This is a genomic window from Pectobacterium actinidiae (assembly GCF_000803315.1).
In the GTDB taxonomy this organism is placed as follows: domain Bacteria; phylum Pseudomonadota; class Gammaproteobacteria; order Enterobacterales; family Enterobacteriaceae; genus Pectobacterium; species Pectobacterium actinidiae.
This window is the reverse complement of the sequence record NZ_JRMH01000001.1, coordinates 3153623-3166466: the sequence shown is the minus strand read 5'-3', so window position 1 is coordinate 3166466 and position 12844 is coordinate 3153623. Positions and strand designations below refer to the sequence as shown.

Here is a 12844-nt window from a genome sequence, read left to right as displayed (position 1 = left end):
GAGATAGCATGGAAAAAAACCTGATAAAACGGAAAAGCACCGTGGTAATGGTGTTATTTGCATTACTCTACCTGTTGCCGCTGAACGGTCGTTTGCTGTGGTCGCCGGACGAAACACGCTATGCCGAAATCAGTCGCGAGATGCTTCAGCGGGGCGATTGGATCGTGCCGCATTTGTTGGGTATTCGCTATTTTGAGAAACCCGTGGCGGGATACTGGCTGAATAACATCAGTCAGTGGTTATTAGGTCATACCAATTTTGCCGTGCGCTTTGCCGCGGTATTTTCTACCGGGTTGAGCGCGCTGCTGGTGTTCTGGCTGGCGATGCTGCTGTGGAAAAACCAGCGCACCGCGCTGCTGGCGACGATGATCTATCTCACCTCACTGCTTGTGTATGGCATCGGCACCTACAGCGTGCTCGATCCGATGGTGACGCTCTGGATGACGGCGGCGCTGTTCAGTCACGCTCTGATCTTGCGGGCTACGTTGACGGGTGAACGGCTCGTAGCCTGGGGGCTGATGGGGCTGGCCTGTGGCATGGGGTTTATGACCAAAGGCTTTCTGGCGCTGGCGTTGCCGGTCATCAGTGTGCTACCGGTGGCGCTGGCGCAAAAGCGGATTAAGGAACTGTTGCTGTTCGGGCCGCTGGCAGTTGTTGTCGCGGTATTGCTGAGTGCGCCGTGGGCGCTGGCGGTGCATGCACGCGAAGCCGATTACTGGCATTACTTTTTTTGGGTTGAGCATATCCAGCGTTTTGCCGAAGACGATGCACAGCATAAGGCTCCGTTCTGGTATTACCTGCCGGTTTTGATTCTCGGAACGTTCCCCTGGCTAGCGCTGCTGCCGGGCGCGTTGCGCAGTGGCTGGACGGAACGGAAGGCGCACCCGGAGCGGTTCCTTCTGCTGTGTTGGATGGTGATGCCGCTGCTGTTTTTCAGCATCGCTAAGGGTAAGTTGCTGACTTATATTCTGCCGTGCTTTGCACCGCTGGCGTTGCTGATGGCGGCATGGATTGCCGGGCTGGCACCCGCCGTACGAGAACGAGTATTGCGCATCAATAGCTGGCTCAATATTGCCTTCGGCACTGTGCTGGTGCTCGCCGTTGTCGCGCTTGGCCTCGGCATCATCGTGCCGCATTTCTATCAGTCGGGAGAAGGGCTGACCATCGTCTCGGGTGTGGTCTGTTTTATCGGCTGGGTGGCCTTTGCCGCTGTCAGCCTGAAAAAGCAGCGGGCGTGGGGCTATCTGGTCGCGGGCTGTCCATTATTTCTGGCGCTGCTCGTTGGCGGGAGTATGCCGGCGAGCGTGGTGGATTCAAAGAACCCCCAAACCTTTATTCGTAGCCACCAGCCGTTGCTGCAAGACAGCCGCTATGTTCTTAGCGACGAAGTGGGGCTGGCGGCCGGACTGGCGTGGGAGTTGAAGCGTAGCGATATCACCTTATTTAAAGCGCGGGGCGAGCTGAACTATGGGCTGAACTATGCGGATTCCGCTGATCGCTTTGTCGATGAGGAGGCGTTTCCAGACTGGCTTGCCGAGAAACGGCGTAGCGGAAATGTCGCGCTGGTGCTGAAAATCGACCGGGACAGCGATGATGAGTACCGCAATCTGCCTGTGCCGAATCAGTTGAGAAAATCGCACCGTTACGTACTGCTGTTTTATAAGCAGGTCGCGCCATGAGTTATCTCTTGGTTGCCGTCGTCTGCCTGCTGACTAGTTTAGGGCAACTGTGCCAGAAACAGGCGGCGGAGTGCTGGCGGCGTTTGCCGACGCATCGACGCCAGCGCGTGACGCTGGGATGGCTGATGGTGGCGGCCTTGCTGCTCGGTATCGGGCTGCTGCTGTGGCTGGTGGTGTTGCAGCATCTCCCGCTTGGCGTGGCGTATCCGCTGCTGAGTATTAATTTCGTTCTGGTCACGCTGCTGGCGCACTACGGGTTTGGCGAGCGTGTGGACAGGCACCACTGGTGGGGTATTGCGCTAATTGTCACCGGTATCTATCTGATGCAGGGGGGATGATGGCAAAAAGAGGCTATGCCTGGGCGATTATCAGCATTGTGCTAGCCAGCACCGCGCAGGTGTTAATGAAAAGCGGCATGCTGGCGCTGCCGAGCATCTCCTTCGCGCACTGGCCGTCGCTCAGCTTGTTGGTGGCAGGCTGGCCTGCGGCTGTGGTGCTGACCGGGGTGATCTGCTACGGGCTGTCGATGGGGTGCTGGTTCATGGTGCTGCGCTATCTGCCGTTAAGCCGCGCCTATCCGTTGATTAGCCTGAGCTACGCGGTGGTTTATCTGGCGGCGGTTTTCCTGCCGTGGCTGAATGAACCGATGAGCCTGCATAAAACCCTCGGTGTCCTGATTATTCTGCTAGGCGTCTGGCTGGTGAGCCGTAACACTCAGGCGGTGCGCTAAGCCGCCTGCAAAGGTGATTATTGACTGAAAACGTGTGCCGTACCGTTCACGCTCAGGCTGACCTGTTGGCCTATCGCGAAAGCGGCGTGACTGACGGTTTTCAGTTCAATGATACTGGCATCTGCGTGGTGGACGTGCAGCGTCAGTGCGACGACGATACCCGGCAGAGAGCTGGTGATGTAATTACACCCTTCCAAAAACCGAAACTGGCGGCTGGGGTGGCGGATCGTCAGCCAGGCCATTGGGATAGCCGCGAGCGTCGTGAGTGCGGCACCGCTCAGTGCCAGCGTCATGGTTTGGCGAAAGGCGTCAAGCAGTTCGCGGCGCTGCCACACCTCCCAGCCACCAAACAAACAAGCTGACGCTTCTGTGAAATTTATTTCATCGGAAATGAGATATAACATCATGATTTACAGAAACAAATATTGGTTCATCATCTATATTTATTGTGCAGGCTATAAGTAGCGATACAACAAATGCACCGTATTTGCTTCGGTGTCATGTGCGCTTGTCTGCAATTTTGGGTTAATTGACCAACAAAAAGGTGACACAGCAACTGATATTCGGGGGATGGAAAAATGGATGTAGAAACGCGGATGATTGAGCTTATTGTTAAATCTGGCGAAACACGTTCCTGTGCAATGGAAGCACTGAGATCCGCTCGCCGGGGAGAGTGGGATCACGTCGATGAATTATTAAAAATGGCGGCGGTGGCGCTGAACCGGGCGCAATTGATCCAGACCGGATTTATTGGCGAGCAGAGTAAGGAAAAAACCAATATCGAACTTATCGTCGTGCACGCGCAAGATCACCTGATGAATGCGATGCTGTGCCGTGAGCTGGCTGAAGAGATAATTGAACTCAGGAAAGAGGTTTCTGGCGTCAATCTCCACATGCGCTAGCTGCATCGCTGAGCAAGGGGAAAAAGCCATTCAGTCTTCACGCTGAGTGGCTTTGCTGCTTCGACCCTGCGCCGATTTTTTCCTTATGCTATTTCCCGTTTTCGTACTGCTCATCGCTGACTTTTTCCAGCCAGTCGACCGGGCTACCGTTAAGTGACTCGGCAATGGCAATGTGCGTCATCGCGGTTTGTGCTGTCGCGCCGTGCCAGTGTTTTACGCCTTCGGGTATCCAGACGATATCGCCCTGATTGATTTCCTGAATGTCGCCACCCCATTCCTGAAGCCAGCCTCGTCCCTGTGTGACGATCAGCGTCTGACCGAGCGGATGGGTATGCCATGCGGTGCGTGCGCGGGGCTCAAAAGTGACCGTCGCGCCGCCAACCCGAGCGGGGGCGGTGCCCTGAAAGGGCGCATCGATACGTACATTGCCGGAAAAATAGCTTTCCGAGCCAGGCTGGGACGGGTGTGAACCACTGCGGGTAATTTTCAATTTTTCCTCTCTTCCGGCAGTCGTAGCCGGGCTAACATGGATAACATTACGGCAGAGGCAGCAAGCCATTTCACTTTTTATTTATGACGGACATCCTTGTCTGTCCGTCACCCTGCGGGCTGTCGCAAGCGATGTTGAAAAACATTACTGCGATTCATGAGAGAGCACCAGAGGGCAAAACAGGCAAGTAGCTATGAATTATATTCATTAATCGTGCCGCGTAATGCAGGCGCTTTGTCTTGCTGCTGATTTTCAGCGTGGCTTAATTAGCGATTGGCCGCTTCACATGGACATCATTCACGACACCACTCTTTGGGGACTCTGATGTTAAAAGAAAATTTTAATGACCTCATTTCATTCCTTGTGGTGGCAAGAGAACGCAGTTTTACCAAAGCGGCGGCGAAGCTTGGGCTTTCTCAGTCGGCACTAAGCCATTCAATTCGCGGTCTTGAAGAGCGACTCGGCGTGCGGCTGCTGACCCGCACCACGCGCAGCGTCGCCCCGACGGAAGCGGGGGAGAAGCTGGCGCATAGCCTCGGCCCGCACTTCGCAGATATTGAGAGCGAGTTGATTGCGCTGGGCGACATGCGCGAGCGGCCTGCGGGCAACATTCGTATCACGGCGGGGGAGCATGCGGTTGATTCGGTATTATGGCCGATGTTAAAGCCATTTTTGGCGAATTATCCCGATATTAACGTCGAAATTACGATGGATAACGCCTTAGCCGATATTGTTCTCGGCCGCTTTGATGCGGGTATTCGCTTGGGTGAACAGGTGGCGAAAGACATGATTGCCGTGCGTATCGCACCGGAAATGAGCATGGCGGTGGTCGGTTCCCCGAATTATTTAGCACGCAATCCTGCCCCCGCGACGCCACAGGATTTACAGCATCACCGCTGTATTAACATGCGTCTGCCGACGATGGGGGGTATCTACGCGTGGGAGTTTGAAAAAAATGGTCGGGAAATTAAGGTACGTGTTGAGGGACAACTGACCATGAATAGCCTGCGCCAGCGGATCGACGCGGCACGCATTGGGCTTGGTCTGGCCTATGTGCCGGAAGATTCGGTGCGAGATGACATTGCCAGCGGACGCCTGATTCGGGTACTAACGGAATGGTGCCCGCCGTTTCCAGGCTACTACCTGTATTATCCCAGCCGTAAACAGCATACCACTGCTTTTTCACTGTTTGTGGAGGCGCTGCGTTACCCGCGTTAGCGGTTGGATGGAACGCATTTTATCGCGGATTTTCCGGCTTGTTTTGCTAATTAGCCGTAGTTCATCGTTGGAGAGCGATGTTATGATCGGCACGACTCGGTCTAGTTAGTAGTAGTTCTGGCGTTCAGGTCACACCATGTAGACAGAGTACCTTCCGAGTGATCTATTAGGTTTATCAGGAGAATTAGATGCTTCAGGCCATTATGCAAGGAAAAGCAGGCAGAGTGGAAATAGAAGGGAGAGCGCCAGAGAGCTGGCGTAATGTCTTTAAGAAACGAGAGGATTTATTGACGGCAGCATTCTGGACACGAATTGGTTATTTGAGTGCAGAAAGTCGTTTCCTGTTTATTCGTGAGTTTCTTGGCTTATCTGAATCAGAATTAGGTGAATATCGTCAGGTAAATTTTTGGCCTCGTTATTCATTGGACATGAAAAATGTTGACCAGAGTAGTGTTGAACCTGATGTTATTCTGGAGTTTGAAAAAGCCGATATTTTGATTGAAGTTAAACCACCTGAGGGGGGTTGGCAATACCATCAACAATGGCAACGAGAGATTGCTGCCTACCATCAGGATGAAAGAAAAAAAGAACGACTTTTTTTTATTGCATTAGGGAATATTCCCAAATCGTTAGGAAGGTTTAATAGTAAATTAATAGAAGACTACAAAGATAACACCAAGGTAATACAGCGAGAATGGCATAATGCTAAGAATGCATTACTATCTTTACAGAGTGTTCATATTCATGAACAGCATATTGTTCGGGATTGCCTGTCTGCACTTTCCTTATATGGTATTCGAGTAGCGCTACCAGAGTATAAAACATTATCTCAGTTTATTATTGCGTTTCCTCTGCATGAGGGAACTAAAAATATTTTCTCTTCTTTTTCTGACAAAAAATAAGGATGTTAAGAATGAATATTGAAGACTCGCTTCAACAAGTCAGACAGGCACACCGTATCTGCGCAGGATTTTATCAGCAGGTATTGCCCCGGATAGAACGGGTGAGAGAATTGATGGATGTGCAGTTTCTTCAATGGATTCCTATTAGTTTTGACCCTTCACCATCAAAAGGTGTGAGCCCATTCAAGCACTGGGGATGGAATTTTTTACCATTGATGGATACCTCTTTTACCTTCTTTAAAAAATCCGCGTCACGCTATTTCTGTCCAGATGATTATATTTTAGATATCAGGCTTATTACGGACGGAGAACTTGAATGGGAGTATCGTGAAGAAACGTATATGAAACAGGAGCCAGATGCTTGCAAACTAGAAAAAACGGCAGAGCAAGCAGAAAGTTATCTGGCAATTTACCTATTTAGCCCAACTAAGAAGATACAAAATAATAATGTATTTGATCGAGTCTGGAGCAATTCACACTATCCTGAGCTTGAGTCTGAGGTTGAATTAGGTAATAAGGGGTTGGTTAAGACAATAGGCTTCAAATTTACGCTTGCTGATTTTGTACAAGAAGGTGGGCCAGAAAAGCTGATTGAAGAAATAAAGCAGCACCTTGCCTTGATGGACATTAAAGAATAACCACGGGCATCTCAATCGGTAGCGTTGTGGTTCTTGCATAGCATGACTGAGCGATTTATTGGCTCTCCATCATTAGTGTTATCGATTGCTATGAGTGCTATAGAAATTTTGGGGATCTGTGCTGATGATCCCCACGGTATTAATGCCTGGATCGTTCACACTGATTTTCTAACTTCACTATTTCTGCTGGCGGCAAGGGGGCCGTTATCATCGTGCGGTACTTCATACACTCTAGCGTTTCATCGTTTAGGGATTTTTTCGCGTTGGATGAACAGGCGATAACAAATAGAATTATTGAGGCGATTAATATCCGAGGGATAGTAGTCTGATAGTTTTTCATCAGTTATTCTCTTACTCTTTTTTGCAATTATACATCGCTCTGTAAAACATGGAGAGGCATGCCGAGCGAGTAAGTTAGAACGTGTGTTTATTAAATTAACATTAAGAGAACGGCTTGTCAGATGAAATAAAAAGGAAAGCGAGGATTATGCTATAAGGTACTTATTCATCGTACCAAAGATTACTGAACCCCATCATCCCCACAATCGTTAGCAAACTGAGCCTTAGCCAGTTCCTGCCACCGAACTTTTACTACAGCATATTCGAACCGCGTAAGGGCGAATGAATGTCAGAGAACCCCTCTCCTGCCTCGAGCTCGTTGGGGGCGTTTGCCCTATTATGTGACGGACATAAACACTGTACATACCGTTACACAGCAACGCTCATCATCGCAGATAAGCCTGGTATATAATCCAAAAATACAGGGATAGATTTACCGTGAAGATAAAAATTCACAAATTTTAAACAATAAATATTATGTAGTCTTACTTTATAATGAAAATCAAAAATACTCTCTGCTTACATATCCTGATGGCTACCCTTGCCATCCTGTTTCTTAGCGTTCCTCCGCTGGTGAAGAGTGTTGATCCGACGCTGACATTCCAGCCGCTGATTAACACAATGGAAGGGACGGCAAAAGAACAAAATGAAAAGATCGCCACCATTTCCCATGCCTTACAGGGGAATGCGATTTTCTTTCTCGGCGCTTCTGAGGTTTCGACATCTGAAGACGAACATTACGCTGTCTATAATTACTTTAATAACCAGCTACATCGTCCGGTTGTGGCCTATGGCGATAGCTATGTCGATAGCGTCACACATTTTTTACTGCTCTCGCGCTTTAAAAACGATCTTAACGCGAACAGTAAAGTTGTTTTGCTGCTGGCACCCGATAGTTTTTATTCAGACGGTATTCCCCCGGCCATTTTTGCCAACAATTTCCCTGCATCTATTTTTGATCCGCTGATGCAGGATGAGCAGACGCGTCCCTTTTTGGTCAATTACTTACAGCATATCGATAAAGAAGAAATCAGCCATTTAACCTTTGGCCAAATGAAGGTCTATGGTTGGGATCCGCAAATTATCTGGCAGGAAGTGAGTTATCAATTTGCTAATTTCTGCGAGCTGATAAAAAACGACTGGCTGGCGATGCTACATATTGTTTCTCAGTCTGCACAACCGTGGCCTCATAAGATTGCCGCTGACATGATTCCCGACTGGAATCACGAGTTGAATCAGGCTCATGTGCTCAACCAGTCTCGTCAGCAAAGTGCTGAGACATTGTGGATGGATAAATCTGTGTTTGCCGACGATCAAACGCCGGAAGAGTGGGATAACGCACCGATTGTGCCTGCACAGATGCAAGCATTACGGGCGACGATCCAACTGCTGAAAGCGCGCAATGCCCAGTTTGTGGTTATTGTCGATCCGATTAATCCGTGGGCGATTAATAACTCCCAGAAATTCCAGCCGGTCGACAGCCAGATCAGGTCGATGCTGGAAGAAAATCAGGTTCGTTATTTTGATATGTATGCGCAGCCCTATCAGAACGGCTGGAATTGGGATCGTCTGCACCCCACTGAACCGGCATGGGTCGCGATGGATCAATTTATTGCGGAGAGTTTTAAATGATGAAAACCGCCATTCGCCTTTTTTTCCTTTATCTCTTTCTCGCGGTCACCCTCGTTGCGTGGACCTCTGTTGATGAAAGCATGAGTTTAAAAGTGCATTTCGAATATCAAAAATTCTGAAGGATGAATGATGTACAGCTCTGGAATGTTTTTTTTCCTTCTATTTTCCTCCGCATTATTGTTTGCGCTGGTTAATCGCGTATTCAGTTATCGGCTAACGTATTTATCCGCCTTCTCCGTATTGGCAGTGTTTGGCTGGGGGTATATTTTCCAGGGGGATTACATTGTTCCCGTAGCCGTGTTCCTGAGTTTTTATATTCTCGTCACCTTAAAAGAGAAAGGTTGGTTAAAAACCTGGCAAGCAGTCAGCCTGACGTTGCTCCCGCTGTTCCTGGTGAAATTACACCTCAACAACCACTGGGGCATGATCGGCCTGTCTTTTATGACTTTCCGCGCCATTGATGTGCTGCTTTATCGCAGCAAAAAAGATGGTCAGCATTTCCTGCACTACTTCTGCTACCTCTTTATGCCTTTTATTATTCTGGCTGGCCCGATGTATCGCTGGCGTACATGGGTGAATGACATTAATAAACCGGTCTTCATCATTACTCGTGAGCAGTTTTTAGTCGCGATGGAACAAATTTTTACCGGCATTATTCAGAAGTTCTTATTTGCCATGCTGATCAATAACCTGGTGATTGAGTCGTGGAGCCATCGCCCGTTTACGTTAAGCGTGGGTGTGGTGATGTCATTGGCCTACAGCGCTTACCTTTACTTTGATTTTGCCGGTTACAGCAATATGGCTATCGGGGCAGGGCGCTTATTTGGCCTGAACATTCCAGCAAACTTCAATATGCCTATTCTGGCTAAAAATCCGCAGGATTTCTGGCGGCGCTTCCACATCAGCCTGTCTGAATGGCTGAGGGATGTGGTCTTTATGCCGATTTATATGAATCTGATGAAGCTCGATTTTTTCCGACAGAACAAAACGCTGGCGCAGAATATTGGCATCTTCTGCACTCTGTTTTGTATGGGGGCATGGAACGGGCTCGAACGACACTATGTCATTAGCGGCGCGCTGTTTGGTGCCATTTCCGTTGCTCACAACATGCTCCAGTGGTCAGCTAAACGCAGTCCAGCACTGAGCAGTTGTCTACATCATCCGGTTATTGTGTTCATCGGTCGCATTCTGACGCTGGCAAGCGCTGCGGCCTCCCTCTACATTTTTAGCGGAATGTCTCCTCTATGAACCTTCACTCAGAGCTTCAGGAACTGCAAGATTTCCTCCGGGCGGTATTACTCGCCCCCGCGAACCCAGATCAGTTGGCGATTAGCGGAAGTGATGACGCGATGACCTGGCAACAGCTATCTGTCGCCGTTACCGACTGGCTTGATCGCTATCAGCATTGTCAGCAGCCTGTTGGCTCGCCGGTTGTGTTGTACGGACATCAGCAGGCCGAGTTTGCCGTGGCAATCTATAGCTGCCTGCTGCACAACATTCCGTATATCCCGGTGGATTGCATCTATCCGCAGGAGCGGCTCAACGAGATTTGTCATCTGGCGAGCGCCCCTTATTATTACGATGTGGCGACCAGACAGTTCATTGCTACCGGTGAGGCAGGGCAGGCGTTGGTCGAGCAAGATCTCGCTTATATCATGTTCACCTCCGGCAGTACCGGAAAACCTAAAGGGGTGCAGATCGGGCGTGAAAGCCTGTGGCATTTCATGAAGTGGGTACACGAGGACTTTGCGCTTCCAGATGTACCGGTGTTGATGAACCATGCGGTATTTAGCTTCGATCTCTCTCTGATTCCGCTGCTGGCGAATCTGGCAACCGGAGGGCACATCGTTCTGAATGCGAAAGAGGATATCGCGACAGAAAACTGGCTCGACCGCCTGAAAGACAACGGCGTTTCTGTCTGGGTTTCAACGCCTTCTTTCGCCTACCAGAGGCTGCTGTCTCCCCAGTTCAACAGTGAATATTTGCCTGAGCTTAACGTTTTTGTGTTCATTGGCGAAGTGCTCAACAAGGCGCTGGTAAAACAGTTACGCCGCCGCTTCCCATACGCCAAAATTCTCAACTCCTATGGCCCAACGGAAGCAACGATCGCGACCACCGTCATAGAAATCACCGATGACATCCTGCACAGTGAAAACGACCTGCTACCGGTTGGCGCGATGATGCCGGACTCCAGAATGGAAATTACCCCTGAAGGTGAGCTGATCATCTGGGGCAAAAACGTGATGCGCGGCTACCTTGGGCTCGCGAAAGAGAATGCGGAAAAACTGCTGCATCGGGAGAGCGAAGCGTTCCGGGGCTACAGAACCGGCGACCTGGGCTACGAAGACGGGCTACTGTACTGTCAGGGACGCAATGACAGCCAGATCAAACTGAATGGTTACCGTATTGAAATCAACGAAATTGAAAACCGCCTGCTGGCGATATCCGACATCAGCGAAGCGGTGGTTCTGCCGCTAATGAAATCGGGTGGTGGTGTTCTTCGCATCGCCGCGTTCTGCGTGACGAACTTAGCGCCAGAAGCGATTAAAACGTCGCTCTCGAAGGTGATCCCACCCTACATGGTGCCTTCCCAAATTATTATCAAAGACGCGTTGCCGCTTAACCCTAACGGCAAAATCGACCGTAAACTGCTGGACACTCATGCCCGCACAATCTAATTACTCAGGAAAAAATGATGGAACAAGAAATACTCGCGCTGTTTGAAAAGATCTTATCCCGTAAAGTGGGTTTTAACGATGAGCTAATTGAGTCCGATATTCTCGACTCTATTCTGGCGGTCGATTTGGTGCTGGAAGTGCAGGACGTTTACGGCTGCGTGATCCCACCAACCGAAGTCGCCACCGTGCTGAAAACCCCGGCGGACTTGGCTCGTTACATCGAAGAGAACCGCGGCTAAGCCTGAGGTGGCGACGGTTTTGCTGACTGCTTAAAGACCCGGATGTTTATCTGGGTTTTTTTGTTTATAGGGCAAGAATACTGGGTATTTACACTACCCACTGAATTGAACTGCAATATTTCCAACAGCCGAGAGTGACTGAATTACAAGTAGTAATTTAACCTGATAATAACCAGAGAGATAAAACTGACTCTATATTTTAATCGATATTCCGTGATGAGGATAATTGAAGTGTTCAGGGGGCTGAGATGATTAAACCGGAACTACATATAAACACAGCTTCGTTTTAACATGCTAAAGGACCCGTGGTTTACGGGCCTTTCAGTTGTACATGTGAACGTCTGACTGGTATGGAAAGTGGCTGTTAATATGTAATGCCACTGACATTCTCTTTTAGCCAGTCAGTACGAAGAATACCCATAGCGATGCGGTCATGACGCTGATTATCACGGTATACCGCCTCCCTGATGACGCCTTCTTTAATAAAACCGCTCCTGAGATAAAGGTTAACTGCGTTAGTGTTGTAGGCAATGACTTCCAGACTCAATCGGAACAAGTTAAGCTCCATAAAAGCGTAACGCATAATCAGCTTCAGAGCTTCGCCTCCAAACCCCTTACCGCGATCGTTTTGATTACCTATGCCAATAGCAAGGTTGGCCAGTTGATTATTCCATTCGATACTGTGCAAGGTGGCAAAGCCTATCAGCCTATCAGCCTGTCGTCATCCAGCGTTCTCAAATGAAAGTAGAAATCACCACTACCACCTTTGATTTCTTTTTCAGCTTTCTCTTCTGATATTGGATAAGCCGGCTCTGTATCAACGTTGCGTAGATAGTAGGCATCCTCATGCCATACGCAAACTTCTTTGGCATCTTCCGCTCTGGGAGCGCAAAGTTTTATTCTGCTTGATCTGAAAATTTCGTTTGACATATTCGTCCTTAAAGGTAGCTATGCTGAAAGAGGTTGATTTTTTCTATCAGCATAAATGCAGAAAATATGATGAACGCAAACAAAGTTGACCTGCTTCCGTTGATTAACGTTCCTTGGCGTTTGTAATTTTCCGCAACTGATAAACATAGTGAGAAAATTATAATTGATTAAGTTTTATAATTACTGATCTTAATATTTAATTGTCACTTTTCCAATATGCTGCGTTCCTCCTGTTTGCACAAGGTAGTTAACATTTTCATATTGAGGTGTCGGCATACGCTGGCTGTTGGGATAAGAATTCATTGAACGGGCTTGTACCATCACTTATACCAACAAATCCTACTTGATGTACGGAGATGTCGGCAGAGTCTGGTTGACTGAAAACAGCGAATTTATAGCTAATCCACTGAATTTTAGGCATAAAAAAAGACGTCGATTGACGTCTGTTTACCCTACAGGATTCGAAT

General features: G+C 48.9%; 14 protein-coding genes and 1 pseudogene. 11 read left to right on the top strand and 4 right to left on the bottom strand.

Annotated features, from left to right (window positions below; translation table 11 throughout):
• The first annotated feature begins 8 nt into the window (after positions 1 to 8).
• Genes arnT through arnF form a run of 3 tightly spaced genes read left to right on the top strand, consistent with a single transcriptional unit; the run spans position 9 to position 2409 of the window.
• On the top strand, positions 9 to 1679 hold the full coding sequence (gene arnT / locus KKH3_RS13600; RefSeq protein ID WP_039360499.1) for a lipid IV(A) 4-amino-4-deoxy-L-arabinosyltransferase: 1671 nt from the start codon (positions 9 to 11) through the stop codon (positions 1677 to 1679).
• On the top strand, positions 1676 to 2017 hold the full coding sequence (gene arnE, locus KKH3_RS13595; RefSeq protein ID WP_039360497.1) for a 4-amino-4-deoxy-L-arabinose-phosphoundecaprenol flippase subunit ArnE: 342 nt from the start codon (positions 1676 to 1678) through the stop codon (positions 2015 to 2017). The genes arnT and arnE overlap by 4 nt, the downstream gene beginning before the upstream one ends.
• Complete coding sequence (arnF, locus tag KKH3_RS13590; RefSeq protein WP_039360494.1) at positions 2017 to 2409, top strand: 4-amino-4-deoxy-L-arabinose-phosphoundecaprenol flippase subunit ArnF; 393 nt, start codon at positions 2017 to 2019, stop codon at positions 2407 to 2409. Before arnE ends, arnF begins: the two co-directional genes overlap by 1 nt.
• Before the next feature lie 137 nt (positions 2410 to 2546).
• Here the strand turns inward: arnF and KKH3_RS13585 are convergent.
• Positions 2547 to 2756 (bottom strand): annotated as a pseudogene (locus tag KKH3_RS13585) (iron ABC transporter permease); the annotation flags it as partial.
• A 231-nt stretch (positions 2757 to 2987) separates the two neighbouring features.
• Between KKH3_RS13585 and KKH3_RS13580 the strand changes: the two are divergent.
• A complete protein-coding gene (locus KKH3_RS13580; protein ID WP_039360489.1) occupies positions 2988 to 3311 on the top strand; it encodes a PTS lactose/cellobiose transporter subunit IIA in 324 nt (107 codons plus the stop codon).
• Positions 3312 to 3399: 88 nt separating this feature from the next.
• On the opposite strand, the gene KKH3_RS13575 is transcribed toward KKH3_RS13580, so the two are convergent.
• Positions 3400 to 3801, bottom strand: coding sequence for a (R)-mandelonitrile lyase (locus KKH3_RS13575; protein ID WP_039360487.1), 402 nt, complete (start codon positions 3799 to 3801; stop codon positions 3400 to 3402).
• A gap of 324 nt (positions 3802 to 4125) precedes the next feature.
• On the opposite strand from KKH3_RS13575, the gene KKH3_RS13570 reads away from it, so the two are divergent.
• From KKH3_RS13570 to KKH3_RS13540, 7 genes are all read left to right on the top strand, one after another.
• Positions 4126 to 5019 (top strand): LysR family transcriptional regulator, encoded by an 894-nt coding sequence (locus tag KKH3_RS13570; protein WP_039360485.1) that lies wholly within the window; start codon positions 4126 to 4128, stop codon positions 5017 to 5019.
• Between the two features lie 188 nt (positions 5020 to 5207).
• Positions 5208 to 5921, top strand: coding sequence for a hypothetical protein (locus tag KKH3_RS21360; protein WP_052201345.1), 714 nt, complete (start codon positions 5208 to 5210; stop codon positions 5919 to 5921).
• Between the two features lie 11 nt (positions 5922 to 5932).
• Positions 5933 to 6559: a hypothetical protein gene (locus KKH3_RS13560; protein ID WP_039360482.1), complete on the top strand. Its 627-nt coding sequence runs from the start codon at positions 5933 to 5935 to the stop codon at positions 6557 to 6559.
• 834 nt (positions 6560 to 7393) lie between these two features.
• On the top strand, positions 7394 to 8530 hold the full coding sequence (locus KKH3_RS13555; RefSeq protein ID WP_039360481.1) for a D-alanyl-lipoteichoic acid biosynthesis protein DltD: 1137 nt from the start codon (positions 7394 to 7396) through the stop codon (positions 8528 to 8530).
• A 129-nt stretch (positions 8531 to 8659) separates the two neighbouring features.
• Positions 8660 to 9778 carry a membrane-bound O-acyltransferase family protein gene (locus KKH3_RS13550; RefSeq protein WP_039360477.1) on the top strand — a complete coding sequence of 373 codons (1119 nt, stop codon included), beginning with the start codon at positions 8660 to 8662 and terminating at the stop codon, positions 9776 to 9778.
• Positions 9775 to 11208, top strand: a complete 1434-nt coding sequence (locus KKH3_RS13545) for an AMP-binding protein (RefSeq protein WP_039360475.1) — start codon at positions 9775 to 9777, stop codon at positions 11206 to 11208. The genes KKH3_RS13550 and KKH3_RS13545 overlap by 4 nt, the downstream gene beginning before the upstream one ends.
• A 17-nt stretch (positions 11209 to 11225) precedes the next feature.
• Complete coding sequence (locus KKH3_RS13540) at positions 11226 to 11447, top strand: acyl carrier protein (protein ID WP_010300175.1); 222 nt, start codon at positions 11226 to 11228, stop codon at positions 11445 to 11447.
• Positions 11448 to 11811: 364 nt separating this feature from the next.
• Here the strand turns inward: KKH3_RS13540 and KKH3_RS22400 are convergent, their stop codons facing one another.
• Both KKH3_RS22400 and KKH3_RS22395 read right to left on the bottom strand, forming a co-directional pair.
• Positions 11812 to 12135 (bottom strand): GNAT family N-acetyltransferase, encoded by a 324-nt coding sequence (locus tag KKH3_RS22400; RefSeq protein ID WP_200802236.1) that lies wholly within the window; start codon positions 12133 to 12135, stop codon positions 11812 to 11814.
• Between the two features lie 14 nt (positions 12136 to 12149).
• Positions 12150 to 12377 carry a hypothetical protein gene (locus KKH3_RS22395; protein ID WP_200802235.1) on the bottom strand — a complete coding sequence of 76 codons (228 nt, stop codon included), beginning with the start codon at positions 12375 to 12377 and terminating at the stop codon, positions 12150 to 12152.
• Positions 12378 to 12844 lie beyond the last annotated feature (467 nt).